Origin of the sequence: Chitinophaga pinensis DSM 2588 (genome assembly GCF_000024005.1) — a bacterium.
Lineage (GTDB): Bacteria > Bacteroidota > Bacteroidia > Chitinophagales > Chitinophagaceae > Chitinophaga > Chitinophaga pinensis.
In genome coordinates this window covers 1,439,513-1,458,894 of the sequence record NC_013132.1, presented here as the reverse complement: position 1 = coordinate 1,458,894, position 19,382 = coordinate 1,439,513, and the positions used below count along the sequence as shown (strand labels likewise).

The 19,382-nt window shown below is 45.6% G+C and carries 11 protein-coding genes; 1 reads left to right on the top strand and 10 read right to left on the bottom strand.

The window, feature by feature from the left end:
• Positions 1-10 precede the first annotated feature (10 nt).
• The 10 genes from CPIN_RS06035 to CPIN_RS39770 form a co-directional block, all read right to left on the bottom strand.
• The gene (locus tag CPIN_RS06035) at positions 11-541 is read right to left on the bottom strand and encodes a glucosaminidase domain-containing protein (protein WP_012788892.1); all 531 of its coding nucleotides are present in this window, start codon (positions 539-541) and stop codon (positions 11-13) included.
• Between the two features lie 210 nt (positions 542-751).
• Entirely contained in the window at positions 752-2,500 is a 1,749-nt protein-coding gene (gene aspS, locus CPIN_RS06030) for an aspartate--tRNA ligase (protein ID WP_012788891.1), read from the bottom strand.
• A gap of 87 nt (positions 2,501-2,587) precedes the next feature.
• Positions 2,588-3,643 carry an NAD(P)/FAD-dependent oxidoreductase gene (locus CPIN_RS06025; protein ID WP_012788890.1) on the bottom strand — a complete coding sequence of 352 codons (1,056 nt, stop codon included), beginning with the start codon at positions 3,641-3,643 and terminating at the stop codon, positions 2,588-2,590.
• Positions 3,644-3,671: 28 nt separating this feature from the next.
• Positions 3,672-6,047, bottom strand: a complete 2,376-nt coding sequence (locus tag CPIN_RS06020; protein ID WP_012788889.1) for an ABC transporter permease — start codon at positions 6,045-6,047, stop codon at positions 3,672-3,674.
• Positions 6,048-6,228: 181 nt separating this feature from the next.
• Complete coding sequence (locus tag CPIN_RS06015; RefSeq protein ID WP_052306749.1) at positions 6,229-12,351, bottom strand: alpha-2-macroglobulin family protein; 6,123 nt, start codon at positions 12,349-12,351, stop codon at positions 6,229-6,231.
• 220 nt (positions 12,352-12,571) lie between these two features.
• A complete protein-coding gene (sucD, locus tag CPIN_RS06010) occupies positions 12,572-13,453 on the bottom strand; it encodes a succinate--CoA ligase subunit alpha (protein WP_012788887.1) in 882 nt (293 codons plus the stop codon).
• A 65-nt stretch (positions 13,454-13,518) separates the two neighbouring features.
• Complete coding sequence (locus CPIN_RS06005; protein WP_012788886.1) at positions 13,519-14,322, bottom strand: ABC transporter ATP-binding protein; 804 nt, start codon at positions 14,320-14,322, stop codon at positions 13,519-13,521.
• A gap of 78 nt (positions 14,323-14,400) precedes the next feature.
• Entirely contained in the window at positions 14,401-15,144 is a 744-nt protein-coding gene (locus CPIN_RS06000) for an MlaE family ABC transporter permease (RefSeq protein WP_012788885.1), read from the bottom strand.
• A 57-nt stretch (positions 15,145-15,201) separates the two neighbouring features.
• The gene (locus CPIN_RS05995; RefSeq protein ID WP_012788884.1) at positions 15,202-16,233 is read right to left on the bottom strand and encodes a hypothetical protein; all 1,032 of its coding nucleotides are present in this window, start codon (positions 16,231-16,233) and stop codon (positions 15,202-15,204) included.
• A gap of 170 nt (positions 16,234-16,403) precedes the next feature.
• On the bottom strand, positions 16,404-18,689 hold the full coding sequence (locus tag CPIN_RS39770; protein ID WP_012788883.1) for an NADP-dependent malic enzyme: 2,286 nt from the start codon (positions 18,687-18,689) through the stop codon (positions 16,404-16,406).
• A gap of 120 nt (positions 18,690-18,809) precedes the next feature.
• Here CPIN_RS39770 and CPIN_RS05985 point away from each other — a divergent pair, with 120 nt between their 5' ends.
• Positions 18,810-19,250: a DUF4293 domain-containing protein gene (locus CPIN_RS05985; RefSeq protein ID WP_012788882.1), complete on the top strand. Its 441-nt coding sequence runs from the start codon at positions 18,810-18,812 to the stop codon at positions 19,248-19,250.
• The last annotated feature ends 132 nt before the right edge of the window (positions 19,251-19,382 follow it).

Here is a 19,382-nt window from a genome sequence, read left to right as displayed (position 1 = left end):
AAACTATAAATTAACTCCCCGTGTATGCCATTTGCTCATCCAGTTTGTACAATTTATAGCGACTGATCATGCTTGTAACTCTTTTCACCCATTCATGGCCTGCGGACGAATATCCCGCATGGTTCATGTGTTTGAGCCAGAGTTTGTATTCAGTGTTTCCTTTCAATGAAGAGAACCACTTCTTTTTGCTCACCATATTCGCAAAGTAATCAAACGATGCCTCTGCGTTGGCGAACTCTTTGTATCTGGAGCGGTAGGCCACTCCTTTCTGTTTGTGAAGGGTATTACGTCCGACAATCCCGAAATGGTTGTGCAAGTATTTTGCATTCTTACTGGTCCCCATTCCCGACTCAAGCATAGCTACGCCCATTATCACACTTGCCGGTATACCTGTTTCATTCATAATACGGATAGCTGTAGGCTTGTACTTCTTCACATAATTAGTTACCGAACGTTGTGAAAAAGCCGAATTGCCTATCAGCAAAAGTATACCCAGCATTGCACAAAACCATCCCCTGCTGAACATTTTCTTACATGTCATGGCAGAATTGTTTTTTGTTTTGGCAATATAGTTGAAATATTTGTACAATATGACTATAACTTGTTAAAATTTAATAATCTGTTCTAAATTAAATTCCCGTCGTTTAGGGGCTCCTCTTCAGTTAGCACCAATCCCCCTTAACACCGTTTTATCAGCATCAAGGGGGATTCAGTTCTTTGTGCCACCCACTTAGTCAAATTCCATGCCAGTCTATTTCACCAGGCTGATCTTCAGCTCATTCAGCTGAGCCTGATCAATTGCGCTAGGCGCGTCCAGCATCACATCACGGCCGGAATTATTCTTAGGGAATGCTATAAAGTCTCGTATTGTTTCACTTCCACCCAGCAGCGAGCACAGGCGGTCAAAGCCGAAGGCAATACCTCCGTGTGGCGGTGCACCATATTCAAATGCTCCCAGCAGGAAGCCGAATTTATGGTTTGCCTCCTCAGGGCTCATACCGAGCGCTGCAAACATTTTTTCCTGCAGGTCACGCTGGAATATTCGGATGGAGCCACCGCCCACTTCTGTACCGTTCAGCACGATATCATATGCATTTGCCTTGATGTCTGCATATTTGGACAGGTCATTCATCCATTCGATATGCTCCGGTTTAGGAGATGTAAACGGATGGTGACGGGCTACCCAGCGGTTTTCCTCTTCAGCATATTCAAACAGCGGGAAATCGATCACCCACAGTGGCTTAAATACATTCTTGTCTCTCAGTCCCAGACGTTCGCCCATTTCCAGGCGTAACTCACTCATTGCCTTGCGGGTGCGTTCCTCTTTACCCGCCAGCACCAGGATCAGGTCACCTGGTTCTGCCTGACATTTTGCCGCCCAGCCCTTCAATTTCTCTTCATCAAAGAACTTATCGACAGAGCTTTTTATTGTTCCATCTGCATTATATCTCGCATAAATCAGACCACTCATGCCGATCTGAGGACGTTTTACCCACTCAGTCAGTTCATCCAGCTGCTTACGGGTGTACTCAGCACAACCTTTTGCACAGATCGCTACCACCAGTTCAGCATCGTCAAATACTTTGAAGTTGGCGCCTTTAGCGGTATCGTTCATGTTCACCAGCTTCATGTCGAAACGGATATCCGGTTTGTCATTACCGTAGAACTCCATTGCATCATCCCAGGTCATACGCGGGAAAGCATCCTCAAAACTGATACCCTTGATTTCCATGAAGATATGTTTCATCATGTTCTCAAAGGTATTCAGGATATCTTCCTGGTCAACAAAGCTCATTTCACAGTCGATCTGTGTGAACTCCGGCTGACGGTCAGCACGTAAATCCTCGTCACGGAAACATTTTACAATCTGGTAATATCTGTCATAACCACTCACCATCAGCAGCTGCTTGAAGGTCTGCGGAGACTGTGGCAACGCATAGAACTCATTAGGGTTCATACGGCTTGGTACCACGAAGTCACGTGCACCTTCTGGTGTAGACTTAATCAGGAAAGGGGTTTCAATATCCATGAAACCTCTGCTGTCCAGATAGTTACGCGCAGATCTGTTTACACGGTAACGCAGTTCAAGGTTCTGCTTTACGATGTTACGGCGCAGGTCAAGGTAACGGTATTTCATACGCAGCTCATCTCCACCATCCGTATCATCCTGTACAGTGAAAGGAGGCGTTTTAGCTGCATTTAATATAGTAAACTCACTAATCGTGATTTCAATATCACCCGTAGGAATATTTGGGTTTTTATTAGAACGCTCAGTTACAGTACCTTTTGCCTGTATAACGAACTCACGGCCCAGCGGCTGTGCGTCCAGCTGATCATTGAAAGACTCTCCGAACAGCAGCTGTGTAATACCATAACGGTCACGCAGGTCGACAAATGTGATACTTCCGAATTTCCTGATTGTCTGAATCCAGCCAGACAACGATACCTGTGTGCCCTGATGCTCGAGTCGTAGTTCGCCGCAAGTGTGCGTTCTGTACATATAATTATATTATAAAGTTCAACTTTTTGTTTTCCGGGGGGTCGAGGCCCAAACGGTGGGCAAAGATACAGTTTGCCGCCAGCATTTCTAACCCTTATACCTGTTAAAAAAGCGTTTAATGTCTGTATCTGCCCGCAGCGGCTCTTTTTGCAGGATATGTGCCACAAATTCCGCTGCCATAGCAGGCGCCAGGGACGAACCTTTGGTACCAAGCCCGTTAAATATACCTAAAACCGGTGATTCCGGATGTAGACCCATCATCGGACGGCGGTCTGTTCCTGAAGGTCGTACTGCCGCCACATGATCCAATACTTCGTAGGGCACTTTCAATAACTGCTGTACCCCCTTTTCCAGGTATTCCCGCTTATCCGGCGTAGGTGCTTCATCCGGGAAGTCCCAGGCAAAAGTCGATCCTACCCAATACATCTCTTCTTCCCGGGGTACCAGGGACACACTTCTCTTTACAATATCGGGTGTGGAAAAACCAGGTACTTTGATATTCAGCACCTCTCCTTTGTTCAACAGGAAAGGGATGTAGTTAAACCAGGGATTATTGACGATAGCCGCCCCTTCGCAGAAGATCAGGTAGCGGGCGCTGATATCGCCATAGGTGATGCCATCAGCATTTACTTCCAGCCTGGAAAGCTCCATTTTCTCCTCTAGCAGACTATTATGTGCTTTCAGATAATCCCGCCAGGCGGGTAACAGTTTACTGAGAACGACCGTGCCCCCTTTCACAATGGCAGCGCCAAAAGGCTGATCCAGCCATTGCTCATAACGGGCGATCCGCTCGTCTGACGGATCTTCCATATAGGACAATCCCGCCGTCCGCTCCATAAACGCCTGTTTCAGCTGTTCAGATGGCAGTACATTATAGATATCTCTTTCTTTGAAAACGGTAATACCCAGCAGGGCTTCCAGTTCACGGTAGACCTTGACCGCTACCGGATATATTGCATCATACTCCCAGGCGACAGTAAAACGACGGCCAGATACGGGGTTGACTACACCCGCCGCCACGCGGGATGCACTATTGGGTTTATATTCATCCATGACCAGTAATGACTGTCCCGCCTGCATCAGCGTATAACTCAGGACAGTACCGGCAATACCTTGTCCTATAATCAGAAAATCTACCTTCATTTGGGCTGCAAAATACAACCCTTTCCGGCTATTCTGCCCGGAGACTCTTCACAGGATTCATCAGCGCCGCCTTTACCGACTGGAAACTGATAGTCAGTAAAGAGATCGCCACTGCCGCCAGTCCTGCCAGCAGAAATACCCACCACTGTATCGCTACCCGGTAGGCATATTGCTGTAACCAGACTGACATCGCCCACCAGGCAAAGGGGAATGCAACTACACAGGAAATCAGCACCAGCTTCAGGAACTCTCCGGATAATAAGGTAGTGATACTGGCGACACTGGCCCCCAATACTTTTCTGATACCGATCTCTCTTGTTCTTCGCTCGGCAGTATAAGCCGCCAGCCCAAACAATCCAAGACAGGAGATAATCAGCGCCAATATCGCAAATACGCGGGATAAGCGGTTTACCAGCATTTCCGACTGAAACATATTATCGAACTGATCGTCTACGAAAGTATAGCCAAAAGGATAAGCCGGACTCGCCGCTGTAATAACTTTTTCAATCGCCGCTATGGCTTTCTCCGGCGCGACAGAAGCTTTCAGACGCAGATACATCACATTGGCTACCTGCGGCATATTATAAAACAATACCGGATCAGAGGTGCCATACATGTTGCCATAAACATAGTCTTTCACCACCCCTGTCACCGTCAGGAACAGAGGAGCACCATCATCCGTAGTCATCTCTATCGTTTTACCGATTGCACTGCCTGTGCCCATCTTTTTAGCCAGCGCAGCTGTAATGACAACTGATAATTTATCCGTGCTTCCTTCATTAAAGTCTTTTCCATCTATCAGCTGCATCCCCATGGTATTAAAAAAACCGGGACTAGCCAGTCTTGTTGACACCACCAGGTCACTGTTTTCAGGTTTTCCCTGCCAGCTCAGCGAACTGGTATTATTCCCGTCATACAGGGTAGGATGATCTGACAAGCCAATATTTTCTACTACCCCTGTTCTCAGCAATTCCTGTTTGATAGCATCATAGCGATTCAGCATATCTCCCTTCAGATCTATGCTGATCAGGCGCTCCTTCTGAAAGCCGATGTCACGACTCTTGACATAATGTATCTGTTGATAGATCACCACCGTGCAAACAGTCAGGATGATAGATACAGAGAACTGTAATACCACCAGCCCTCTTCTGATAAAACCGGCTCCGCCCAGTTTCAGATTAGCGCCTTTCAATACACTAACCGGGTTGAAAGAAGAAAGATAAAAAGCCGGATAACTACCGGCGATCAATCCACAGAGCAAGGTCACAACAAGCAGAGCTGCAATATGTACAGGATTACCTAATCCTACCACGAGGGTCTTACCCAGCAATGGTCCTGCAACAGGCAATATCAGCGCCAGCAATAATACCGCCAGCGCACAACCTGCTGCTGCCATCAGAATTGCTTCACCAATAAACTGCATCACCAGCCCTTTCTTATCTGCACCCATTACCTTACGTACACCCACTTCTCTTGCACGTTTTTCACTACGGGCCGTAGCCAGATTCATAAAATTGATACACGCGATCAACAGGATAATCCAGGCCAGTATGGAAAACATGCGGACATAGGTAATACGGCCTCCCGCCTGCTTACCGTTATCAAATTTGTTATACAAGCGCCAGTCATTCATACTGAATAAAAACAAATGATTGTTGGTTTCTTTCGACCTGCGCTGTACGAAAGGATAGAGTTGTTTATTAATCGCCGCTACATCTGCACGCGGACTCAGTTCTACGAATGTCAAAGGAGAACAGTTGGCCCATACAGACAACGAAGCTTTATTCTGCTGAAAAAAGAGGTCAAATGATGCCACCCATTCAAAACGAAATGAGCTGTTTTCCGGTTGATCTTTCATCACACCGCTTACCAGGAATTCCTGTTTGTTGTCTACTTTCACCCTTCTTCCTACAATATTCTTATCATCACCAAAGATGTTTCTGGCTGCCTGTTGCGACACAACAATGGAATATGGTTCTTTAAAAGCAGTAGCGGGGTTTCCTTCTATAAAGGGAATAGTGAACATGGAAAAGAAGGCGGCATCGACGTATCTGCCGCTGGCATATACGGGTTTATCACCGGTATTAAAAAGGAAGGAAGGTGAAAAGTCTGTCATACGGCAACTGTTCACGATACCCGGAATCTCCTCCCGGATAGCCGGACCTGCCAATCCCGGCGTAGAGCCGAATGTACGGATATCACCGGCGTAATCGGAGTTGGTCATCACCTCATACAGCCTACCCTTTTTGAGATGCACATTGTCATAATTCAGCTCATCTTCTACCCATAGGAAGATAACACCCGCACATACAATACCTATTGCTAAACCGAATATATTCAGGAAGCTGAAGGTTTTGTTTTTCCAGAGGCTGCGCAATGTGGCTTTCAGATAACTTTTAAACATGTTTGCTCGCTTTTATATGACATCTACCGGGAAAGGCCCCAAAAGAATGCCACTCAAAATACAACTGAATATCAATATCTTAAAAACCATCTATTGTCCGGTTTCGGTACAAATCTGTCCGGTTTCAAAAAAAAAGCGGATGGTTGCCCATCCGCTCTTGCTATCTGGATAAAGGTTTGTTCTACTCGGTCACTTTCACTCTGATACCTTCACTGTGTGCGCTGAACTCAGGCGCATACATACACTGTGCAGTGCTGATACCATTGCTGAAATTACCCTGGTGTGTTACAAACAGGGTGTATTCAAACACATAGGTACCTTTTGGCAAACTGCTAAAGAAGAAATTAGTACTTGCATCTTTCGTGCTTTCGTAATAGCTCACACCATTCTGCCATTTACTGTCACTGATGACGTTTTCAGGTTCAAAGCAGGCGGCACGCATATCTTTCAGGTGTACGTATTCCATGTCACGGTCAACACGCATTACCACACGCACTTTTACTTTGTTGCCCACTTTCAGACTATTGCCATCTTCAATCGCTGTCAGCACAGGACCGCTCGCAGTATTCTTATGGATGAATAACTGTTTCTCCAGTTTCAGCGGTGTTTCAGCACCGGTGATCTTATCCAGCTGCTCAAAATACTGCCAGTAAGCGGCGCCCCATGAAGGCTGTCCTTTGCTGCCTTTCACAGTTACAGCGATGTTGCCCATAGCAGGTTTTACCTCAGTTGTGTTCAGTTGTTTTTTGAAGTACCCCGTACCGGCTTCTGTTTTTTCTGTCGTACTGCTAACAGTCGTATTACCCGCTTTGATCGTTACTTCCGGTGTTGCGTCCAGCCAGTTGCTGCCACCCAGCAACATGGCATAACATGCATCAGCTGTTGCTTTCGTCGTATTCCAGCTATTCGTCTGTTTGTTTTTCAACAACCAGGTTTTCATATCACCGACTGCAACTGAATCATTGCCCACTTCTTTAAAGGCAGCGATCAGCATCGCCTGTGTTTCAACCGGTGCTTCATACCACCAGTAACCACCACGCAGATCCTTCCAGGTCATACCAGTTTCAGGATTATTAATCGCACGTTCTTTCAGGGAACGTACGATATCTGTCGCTGTTTTATTATCTCCGCTTCTGTTGAATACAAATGCGAGCATTCCCTGTTGATAGATACCCATCTTCGTCCAGTATTTCTTCGCCTGTGTGATATAATACTGATAAGACTCTCTGAATTCAGCAGGAAGGGGTTGCTGATCTTTCAGCAGACTACGGGTATACAGATAATGTGTTTCGATATAACCGATCTGCTGTGCATTCATATCTGCCTTCAGCTGTTTCAGCCTGTGGTAAGTATCATCGGTTGCTTTATCTGCATAGTGGATACCTTTGGAAAGGATATCATCTGCATCTTCCAGTTCTTTCTGTCCCAATGCGTCTAATTCACGCAGACGGCCTAAACCGGCAAGGATATATTGTGTGATATAACGGTCTTCCCACATGCCGTTGAACCATGGGAATGCTCCGCTGTTCAGCTGACGTTCCTTTAACTGTTCGATCGCTCTGTGTTGCTCGCTGCTCATACGTTGCAGATCAAACAGCAATGCAATACGTCTCTTCTGCTCTGCTTCATTTTTCGCTTCCAGTACCCATGGTGTTTCCTGCAACAATACTGATTTCAGTTCTTCATTTTTCTGCAGGTTACTCTGCAATGCAGCAGTGTCTGTTGTGCGCCATTTTTCAAACATACTTTTTACACCTGGCAATGTATTCGCGATATGCGAAGCAAGCGTATTTGCATAGTACCTGTTAAAGATCTGTTCAGAACATTCATAAGGATATTCCATCAGGTAAGGCAGTGCCTGTACAGCATACCATGCAGGATTTGAAGTAAACTCCAAAGTAAAGGCATGTTGCTGTAAAGTCTCAGATTCTCCGCTTTTCAGCAGCTTAGGCATGGTGAAGTTGCGCGTACCGTCGCCACGCATAGAGAGTGGTAATGTTTCTGTTACCAGCATGGTATTCGTCAGTACCGGTAATGCATTTTCTTCACCATCGCTGTATTTACCTGCCTGTGCAACTACACGGTATACCAGTGAACTGTTAAAGTTGAATGGTATCTGTACCGGAAAGTTTACAGCGGTGCTTTGTCCTTTCTCAACAGTGAAATGTTGTGTAGGGAATATGTTCTGGAACCAGCCATCTACCGGTTGCATGGTCGTTGCATCCAGCAGTTCCAGTCTTGCTTCACCATGTAAGGAGCTATCAGCCAGGTTGCTGATCTTCGCAGAGAATTCGATCTTATCTCCTTCACGCATGAAACGCGGTGCATTCGGCTGTACCATCAGTGGCTTCTGTGTTACGATGCTTGTTTCAGCAGTACCAAAGGCGGCATCTTTTGTATGCGCCAGTGACAGGAATTTCCAGCGTGTTAATGCTTCCGGAACAGTGAATTCAAACGTGATATTACCATCTTTGTCTGTACGCAGATCAGGCAGGAAGAAGGCTGTTTCGTTGAAGTTTTTACGTGGTTGGACTTTCGCTGTCTCTGCTTCTTTAGCAGCTTTTGTTCCATATCCAACTACTACAGATTCATTGAGTGCTCCCGGTGCTAGCGCCGCCTGATCGGCAGCAAACCCATTACCAGCTACTTCCATCTCTTTCGCCGGCGCTGCCGGAGCAGGTACTGCCATAGCAGCTTCCGCTCTCATTCCACCAGCAAGCGTTACACTCCTCTTCATCATCATTCTTCTTCTCTCCTGCTCATACCCTACTATGCTTATTTCCTGCTGTGTTGCATTTTTTTCCTGCAACAGTACATATGCACCTGATAAATACCAGTCAAACCAATTAATGTCATCATAAGAGAATGGCGTAGCCGGTGGAATTCTTCTATCTCTGATATCATCACGCTGTATAGCACGGGCTGCTTTGAAGTTATCTCCTGTCCAGTACCTGAATGCATCCAGGTAAGGATACAGGGATGGCGCCATCCAGTTCTGCATACGGAATTCATCCAGTGATGCATCATACATGGAGGCCAGCATTTCTGCAGCGACCCGTTCGCCTTTATACCCTTTTATCTGTACCTGCCATTTCTCTTTCTCACCTGGTTGCAGTTTATCGCGATGTGATGCGATCGTAATATCCAGGTCTTTGTTGGTCCATGGCACACTCACCGTTTCTGCAACGGTATACAGTCTGTTATCTTTTACAAACGCATACTGTAATACCACGTTTCCTCTGTCGCTTTCCTGTGCAGTATAGTCTTTGTTTTCAATGCTGCCATTGATATCAAAGCTGCTGAACAGTTCTTTCTTATCAGGATGTTGTGACAACTGTAATACATGTACATCTTTTGCAGAGGAACCGATACGCAGCTGTCTTTTTTCTCCTGGTTCGATACTTTTAATATCGCTGTATTTCCATACATACACAGGATAGGAAGGTTTCTTCGCCTCCAGGTCGATCACTTCAAATACCTGTTTCTGTGTTACTTCTTCACCATACTTATCTTTTGTACTCACTTTCAGTTCGTACCAGCCGGCAGCTAATTTCTGCTTACCTAATGCCACTCTTGATTGTGCACTGGTTGTAGCAGATTGCGTCAGCACTGCATTTTCTCTTGTCCAGCTTTCCTGCTCGTTTTCATCTCTGTAGATATCGTGCGGGAACAGTTTTTCATATTCCGCCTGCGGGATGATAAACTGATCCGGTTTATCCCAGTACCTGCTTCTCAGCAGACGTGCAGAAGGTTTCACCGGACTAACAGTCACCGCCACATCCGCTGATTCGAAATTGCCATTCAGGTTCTGTGTAACGATGCTGACAGAATCCAGGTCTTTCGCCTGTACCCTATCTGCCAGATTGATCCTCACTTCCAATGCCTGATAACCTGCATTCACGGTCTGATCACCGCTATGTGTTTCTCCGTTGAGATCTGTTACTGTTGCTGATACTTCATACGTGAAGATCGGCTTCAACGACGCTGGTATTTTCAGATCAGGTAATGCGGCAAAGGATATGTTGAATGTACCATCTGCACCTGTCTTTGTTTCTCCATGTGCAATCTCATGGGAAGCGCTCTGGTAAGGCATTCTCCACATCATCCAGGGATAAGGGAAACGTGCTCTTCTCACGATCCTGTATTCTACCTTTGCACCATCGATATTATTACCCGCATAAGCCAATGCTTTTGCCGTTACTTTTACGGAATCGTTCACACGGTAAGTACCACGTACCGGCTCAAATTCTACATAGAATTTAGGACGTTTGTATTCTTCTACGTTAAAGGTAGTATACCCTTCCCCGCCTGGTTCCTGGATATGGAATTCACCATTCAGACGGCCTGTTGGCAGTGTGAATTTACCAGCGTAAGTACCAAATTCACCGGTGGTCACTTTGATACTGTCTACCAGTTCTCCGTTTACATCATACAACTGTACAGTGGTATGCAGGTCAGTTACCACACGACTGCCTTTCTCTTTCTTTGCTAATACGATTCCTTTGAAATAAAGCGTTTGTCCCGGACGATAAATAGCCCTGTCGGTAAACAGGAAGCTGCTATGCTTATCCTTCATTTCATCGGACTCCTGCTGGTATTTATAACTATATACGTATTTGTGTTCGTCGATAAACAGGTCGTCATTCCCATTGACCCATTCCATTCTAACATACTCACGGTTATTATCCCACTTCACATCTATTGAGCCATCCTTACCTGCGGTGTATGTCTGAGACAGTGTCATTTTTTCCTTACTTCCTGTATTTTTCTGCGACCATATTTTTAATGTGGTACCAGGTAAAGGCTGACCCGTCTGACGATGGAGCGCGTAATATTTATTAGTGATATCACTTTCGTTATACTCACGCAGTATGTAACTGATGTTAGACACATGTACAAACTGTACTGCCAGCAGATTATCCTTCAGAGAGAATTCTTTTTTCACACTTGCCACAATCATATACATCCCCAATGGCAATGCATCTATTTTGATTTCGGCGGAATGTGAACGGTAATCATCAGCCCCTGTCAACCCCTGCTCCCAGGATTTAACAGGCTGCTTTTCCAGCATCAGCCTCCAGTAACGGTTTGTTGTATCACGATAATCGCTCTGCGCAGCGCGCAATGCAGCACGGAAATCTTCATCGATACGTACTGCTCTCAGATAGATCTTATCAGTATTACGGTAAGTGACCAGGGTACGGAAAGGCTGATCGGGGAGGTTTACCAGTTCCGTTTGCAGTTGCAATTGTTTGCGGCTGATATTTGCCAGCAGGTCGCCGCAACTGGCGCTACCCATTGATCCCGGCGCCAGTTTAACACCTTTTTCACACAATTCTCTGGCTTTCTTAGATGCTTCAGACGGGGTCATTCCATCGATATTCGCAGCATCTTTCTGATTGCTTTGTGTATAGTAATAACTCGCAAGCTGTGCGAGCACCTGCGTTACTTCCTTCTCACCTGCATAAGCCTGTTCCTGTGATTTCAGCAAAGCCAGGTAGGCTGCATCTTTTTCAGGCATTACAGATACCTGGTTCACATAGGCTGTTCTTTCCAGGTCCAGGTTCAGCAGTGATGTTTTTTCTTTCGCGTGCAGACGCATCAGATCCTGTAATAACAGGAGCGCTTTATATTGAAGGGAAACCGTATCGGTCGTAGTGAATGCATGTTGCATAAAAACAGCTGCCGGGGCAAATGCAGCAGGATCTGTCACTTCGAATTGATTTTCCGGACTGGTCACCAGGCTTTCTCCTGATTTGTAATACTCCAGCGCACGGTGTGCAAGCAGGTCATACAAGGTAGGACGCAGTTTACGTGTATTGCCTACCCCTTCTTTTATGATATCATTGTATTGGCTGATATCTGTTTTTTTCAGCAGTTCAACATCCTTCAGGGATGCTGCATAGGCTGATGCTATTTCACGATGAAGACGGGCTTCGCTCCAGGTGGATACATCCATGGAGGTATCGCCCTGTACGTCGGTGCGGTTGTACAATTCATACCTGTTATTCTGCAGGTATCTCAGCAGGGATTCCGCCTGTATACTTTTCAGTATTGCGCGGGAAGCCGGGGAAAACGACTGGGTTTTCCAGCGGGCTACCTGTCCATTTTCGGGGATACCGTCTTCTACCTCAGCTACATACCTGATTCTGTAGATGTACGTTTTAAGTAACTGGGATTCATGCTGTTGTTTTGAGGCATTTTCAGCAATGGCGTCCAGTTCCTGTAGGGCCGATTTGAATAGATTCTTGTCATTTAACTCTTTTACCTTCTTCCAGTGCGAGTCATAATTGAACTGTGCCATAGCGGTTGTACAGCTTAGGATTAATAAAATAAAAGCAATTCCGATTAAACGCATGTGGGATAGCATTTGATATTCAGTTTGTCTCCGGAACAGGATGCAATTTCTGCTCCTATTCCACAGGGTTCCGTTGTAAAAGTCAATAAAAATATGTTGGGGCGAAAAAAAAATCCTCCCACGGATTAAACCGGAGGAGGATTAATATCACATAATCTATTGATTATTATGCCTTAACAGCTTTCAGTACTTCTGCCATTGTTTTACCAATGTTAGCAGGGCTTTCTACTACGTGAACACCACATTCTGCCATGATCTTCATCTTAGCAGCTGCTGTATCGTCAGCGCCACCGATGATTGCACCGGCGTGGCCCATACGACGGCCCGGAGGCGCAGTCTGACCAGCGATGAAACCAACTACTGGTTTAGTACCGTTTTCTTTGATCCATTTTGCAGCGTCAGCTTCCATGCTACCACCGATCTCACCGATCATGATGATGCCAACAGTTTCCGGATCGTTCATCAGCAGTTCAACCGCATCTTTGGTTGGAGTACCGATGATTGGGTCTCCACCGATACCGATAGCGGTAGATACACCCAGACCAGCTTTAACTACCTGATCAGCAGCTTCATATGTTAAAGTACCGGATTTAGATACGATACCGATGTTACCTTTCTTGAATATAAAACCAGGCATGATACCTACTTTAGCCTCTTCAGCAGTGATTACACCTGGGCAGTTAGGTCCGATCAGGCGGCTGTTACGGCCAACCAGGAAGTTTTTAGCCCTGATCATGTCCTGAACAGGAATACCTTCAGTGATACAAACGATCAGTGCGATACCAGCTTCTGCAGCTTCCATAATAGCATCTGCAGCGAAGCCTGGTGGAACGAAAATGATAGAAACATCAGCGCCTGTTGCTTTTACTGCATCGTCAACGGTGTTGAATACCGGACGATCCAGGTGTTTACTGCCGCCTTTGCCTGGCGTAACGCCACCTACTACCTGCGTACCGTATTCGATCATCTGTGTGGCATGGAAAGTGCCCTCTGTACCGGTAAAGCCCTGTACAATCACTTTGCTATTCTTATTAACTAAAACACTCATCGCGCTTGGTTTATTGTTTTATAATAGATATCGGCAAAATTAAAGTCCTAATGCCAATTTCCAAATCAATCTTTTTTTAACTTATTCCGCCAATCCTGACTCTGGAACATTTCCATCTGCCGCATTTCTTTCGCGTCGCGGAGGAAATCGGATGCAAAGATAAAGTCATTCAGCTTCTCATCTTTACTGAAAATGATCTCTTTATTACTTCCTTCCCACTGCTTACGCCCTTTATACATATATACAATATGGTCGCCGCTTTCCATTACGGTGTTCATATCATGCGTATTGATCACCGTTGTGATGTTATACTCCAGTGTTAATTCTTTAATCAGCTTATCTATCAGCAGAGATGTCTGCGGATCCAGGCCCGAGTTAGGCTCGTCGCAAAATAAGTATTTGGGATTCAATACAATAGCCCTTGCAATACCCACCCTTTTCTTCATACCACCACTGATCTCCGCAGGGTATTTCTTAGCCGCATCTTTCAGCTGTACCCTTTCCAGACACTCCATGACACGGTTTCTTTTGTCCTTGATGCTACCCTTTCCGAACATTTCCAGGGGAAACATTACATTTTCTTCTACTGTCATACTGTCAAACAGGGCAGATCCCTGAAACAGCATACCGATCTGCTGGCGGACTTCCTTCTTCTCATGCTCGCTCATATTGGTAAAATCTCTGCCATCGTAGAGTATTTTACCTTCATCCACCGGCATCAGTCCCACCATACACTTCATCATTACCGTCTTTCCACTACCACTGCTCCCGATAATCAGGTTCACTTTACCGGTCTCCATCACGGCAGAAACATCCGGCAGAATGATCTTATCACCAAAGCCCTTCTTAATATTAACCAATTCAATCATAAACAATTACGAATTAGGAACCAAACTACAAAACGCTGAATAATGCCTTTCTTTCTGTCTGTAATGGGCGAATTTTCTTTATAACAGGAGTGCTGCCAGCAGGTAATCCATGAATAATATAAGGACGCAGGTCACCACCACCGCACTGGTACTGGCTTTACCGATCTCTAAAGCTCCTCCCTGTACATTATAACCATAGTATGAGGGTACACTGGCTATAATAAAGGCAAATACGAATGCCTTAAAGAGGGCGAAAAATATATTATATGCTCTGAAGTCCTGTCTGAGACCCTGCCAGTATTGTTCCGCTGAAAGGATACCTCCCAGTTCTCCCGCCTTCTGGCCACCCCAGATACCCAGGAAACCGGCAATGGCAATAAGACAAGGTATCATAATGATAGCAGCCAGGATCTTAGGCATGATCAGGTATCCTTTAGTATTGATACCCATGATCTCCTGAGCGTCAATCTGTTCAGATACACGCATATTCCCCAGTTCTGAGGCGATCTTGGAACCTACCACACCCGCCAGTACGATACAGGTCAGTGTGGGTGCAAATTCAAGTATGATGGTGTCTCTTACTATCTGTGCAATCGTTGATTTGGGAATAACAGGGCTTATCAGCTGATAGGCAATCTGTAGGGTGGTTACCCCTCCCATGAACATCGAAATAATCAGTACAATCCCTAATGATCCGATACCGATATCAACACATTGGCGCATAAACTCCTTCCAGAACATACGCATATTTTCCGGACGGGAAAACATGCCCTTGAGCATAAGCAGGTAGCTTCCGAAATGATGAAAGAATCTAAATTCCATAACTGGCCAAAGATAGGGAAAAATAGTTGGGACTACATAGCCCCCGGCGGGTTCCGGCTATTTAAGACTTTTCACCAGCAGGCGCTTCAGACTACGTTCGATGATCTCACCCATTGTCTTACAACGTGAAAAGACAGCATCGTCATAGTACTCTGCCAGTTCATGCCCCAGCTGACTTATTTTTTCGGGAAAGGACACCCGGTCCGTCATGATCACGTCTCTCAGGTCCTTTATGCGATGCCGTTGGGTTTTGATCCTGCGGGCAATAACAGAACGTTCCTCCTGCTGGTACTGCTTTACTACCTCCGCATTCAGGTGTTTCATCGCCAGTTCCACAAATACCCTGTTCTCCTTGAAAAACTGTGGCATATATAAGGTACGTTTGCCTTCATAGAACTGCTGGTCAAAATCGATTGCCCTGATCCGGAATTGTACATCGTCAAAATCCTGGGTAATGTCAAATACGAAATTGTAGGAACGCATGTCTCCCAGTAAGCGTACAAAACAACGCTCATTGAACTTGACGAATTCCTTGGCAATACGTTTAGGGTTAAACTCCGGCCGGTTCATATACTGTACGATAAACTGATCGCCAGGTACGCCGGCAATATGCTCTTCGATCAGCGTATTGCCATCAACAATAAAATTGATCACGTAAGGAGATAAGATGTGTTCCAGCTCCAGGCCGTAAATACGGGAAGCATCTGCCACTTTTATATAGAAGTAGTCATACACGTCATTGTATGTGTTACGTATCCTGATACGGAAAGGATGGGAATTACCAAAGGTGCAGAAATCAATACGCTCCACTTCCAGGTGTTCCTCCGCGGTGAAATCACCCCCTGCTTTCATAATAGAATAAATCCTCTTCAGGCCCGCGTGCAATTGCTGATGCATACTCTGCGGATAAAAAACTGACTCCCATAGGGTGTCCTTTCCATCCTTATCGTATACCGGAATGCTGTTATCAAAATAACGCATCTCCTCGTAAGAGACAGGTAATTTTACCTCTCGTTCGTATAATTTAAGATACCCTCTGAATGAAGGATTCAGCGGGAAAAAAGCCTTCTTTTTTGATATATGCTGCAAAACAATTAGGAATTAGCAATTAGGAATTAGGAATTGGTAAGCCGCAAAGCATCACTCAGTTCCAAACTTTTTATTAAGTTAATAACTTAATACCGTTATTAACTCCTATTCAGGACATTAATACAGAAATTCCTAATTGTTAATTCCTAATTCCTAATTCCTAATTGAAATTACTTCTTCCCGTCGCAACACTTATGCTGTGCATCCACTACCGCAATATTCACCATGTTCACAATAGAACGAACGGTGCTGCCCAGCTGAAGGATGTGCACGGGTTTCTTCATACCTAAGAGTACCGGACCGATCGCATCGAAGCCCGCTACTTCCTGGAGAAGGTTATATGCGATGTTACCTGCCGCCAGATTCGGGAAAATCAGCGTATTTACCTCCTGTCCCAGCAATTCACTGAAAGGATAACTATCCTTCAGGATCTCCTGGTTAAAGGCCATCGCCGCCTGGATCTCACCATCTACGATCAGGGTTGGATCTTTCTGTTTTACAATGTCACGCGCCTTTGCTACCAGCTGCGCTTCCGCTGTACCGCTGGAACCAAAGCTGGAATAAGACAACATCGCGATACGTGGCGTGATGTTAAATTGTCTTACTTCATTTGCTACCAGCAGGGTGATTTCTGCCAGTTCTTCCGCTGTAGGGTTGAAGTTCACCGTAGTGTCTCCCAGGAACAGCGGACCGCGTTTTGTATTGATGATATACATACCGGCCACGCGTTTTGCATTCGGCTCCATACCGATTACATGTAATGCCGGACGAATTGTATCAGGGTAGTTACGTGTCAGACCGGAGATCAGCGCATCCGCTTCTCCTGTTTCAACCAGCATACAACCAAAGTAGTTACGCTCACGCATTACTTTCTTCGCTTCATATTGGTTAAATCCTTTACGCTGACGTTTTTTGAAGAACAGTTCACCAAAATGATGACGTTTCTCACTCATTTCATCGCTCTTAGGATCGATGATCACCGTGTCATCCAGTTCGATACCGTTTTCTGCTGCCAGGTTACGGATACGCAGTTCATTACCCAACAGGATAGGATACGCAATACCCTCTTCCCTTACTACCTGTGATGCCTTCAGTACTTTCAGGTTGTCTGCCTCCGCGAATACAACCTTACGTGGGTCCTGACGGGCCTTGGTACCGATTACGCGGAACAACTGGTTATCCAGACCCAGACGTTTGTTCAGTACTTCCACATAAGCATCCCAGTCTGTAATAGGCTGCTGCGCTACACCGCTGTCCATAGCAGCTTTTGCTACCGCAGGGGCTACGTGGCTCAGCAAACGCGGATCCAGTGGTTTCGGGATGATATATCGCGGACCGAAAAACAGGTTCCTTTCATTGTAAGCCAGGTTCACGATATCCGGTACCGATTCCTTTGCCAGTTCTGCCAGCGCATGTACGGCTGCCAGTTTCATTTCTTCGTTGATCTGGGTAGCACGTACGTCCAGCGCTCCACGGAAAATATAAGGGAAACCGAGTACGTTGTTTACCTGGTTAGGATGATCTGAACGACCCGTACACATAATGACATCAGGACGGGATGCAACCGCCAGATCATAAGCGATCTCCGGATCCGGATTGGCCATTGCAAACACGATCGGATTATCCGCCATGCTCTTGATCATGTTAGGGGTAACCACGTTACCAACCGACAGACCAACAAATACGTCAGCGCCTTTCAGCGCTTCCGCCAGTTCAGTTACCGTAGAAGTAGTAGCGAACTGTTTGTGCATATCTGACAGATTAGGACGTGTGGTATTGATCACGCCATCCTTGTCAAACATGATGATATTTTCTTTGTTTGCGCCCAGTGACACATACAGTTTCACACAGGCCATGGCAGCCGCACCGGCGCCATTTATAACTATATTAACCTTGTCAATGTCTTTTTTTACCAGTTCCAGGGCGTTCAGCAGAGCTGCGCTGGAAATGATGGCCGTACCATGCTGATCGTCGTGCATAATAGGAATTCTCAGTTCCTTTTTCAGCCGCTCTTCTATCGCAAAGCACTCAGGACTTTTGATGTCTTCCAGGTTGATACCACCGAAAGTCGGTTCCATGGCTTTCACAACCTGTACAAACTCGTCCACGTTCTTTGTGTTCAGCTCAATGTCAAACACATCGATATCTGCGAAGATTTTGAACAATACAGCTTTACCTTCCATTACCGGTTTACCCGCTTCCGGACCAATATCGCCCAGGCCGAGTACTGCCGTACCATTACTGATTACCGCTACCAGATTTCCTTTGGCGGTATATTTGTACACATTCTCTACGTCTTTGGCGATCTCCTTACATGGCTCTGCTACTCCGGGAGAGTAAGCCAGTGAAAGGTCCCATTGTGTCTTGGTGTTCTTTGTAGGTATTACTTCAATTTTTCCAGGCCGCCCCAATGCATGGTAATCCAATGCATCCTGCTTGTTCTGTTTTCTTGCCATTTCAATAAAAGATTGTTCTTGGGCGTGCAATATACGAAGTATTGAAAGAACAGTGAGTACCACGAAAGAGTAGGTTCACAATATTTACTTATTTTTACCCGGTAAATCTCCCTGACAAACATGATACAACGCATTCAAAGTCTTTACCTTTTATTAGCGGCTGCGGCCGGTATCGGTACCTGGTTCCTGAATATCTGGAAAGCTACCCTTAACGACGGATCAATCAGATATTTTAATGCACAGTCGAGCTTTATAGTGTTTCTGGTGCTGATGCTGGTGGTAGGATTGGCCCTGTTTTGTATTTTCCTGTTCAAAAACCGCAAATTACAGTTCAGACTGACCATACTGAATATCCTGCTGTCTGTTGCAGCAATTGCCCTGCAATACTTCAAAGTACAGGATACTGCTAACGATATTCAGTCCCAGGGCAAACTGATCACTACTGCCACCTATCTGCCAGGCGCTTTCCTGCCAGTTCTGATATTTATCTTTTTGCTGATGGCTGCCAGAGGCATTTTCAAAGATGAAAAACTGATTAAGTCACTGGACAGACTGAGATAAATTAGGAATTTTCAATTAGGAATTGGGCTGTCCCAATGTATTTCCATAAAATGAAAAAGCTGCGGAGATCATCTCTGCAGCTTTTTCATTTATCCTGATGCCATTTCAGCACAAACACATTTAATTACGAAT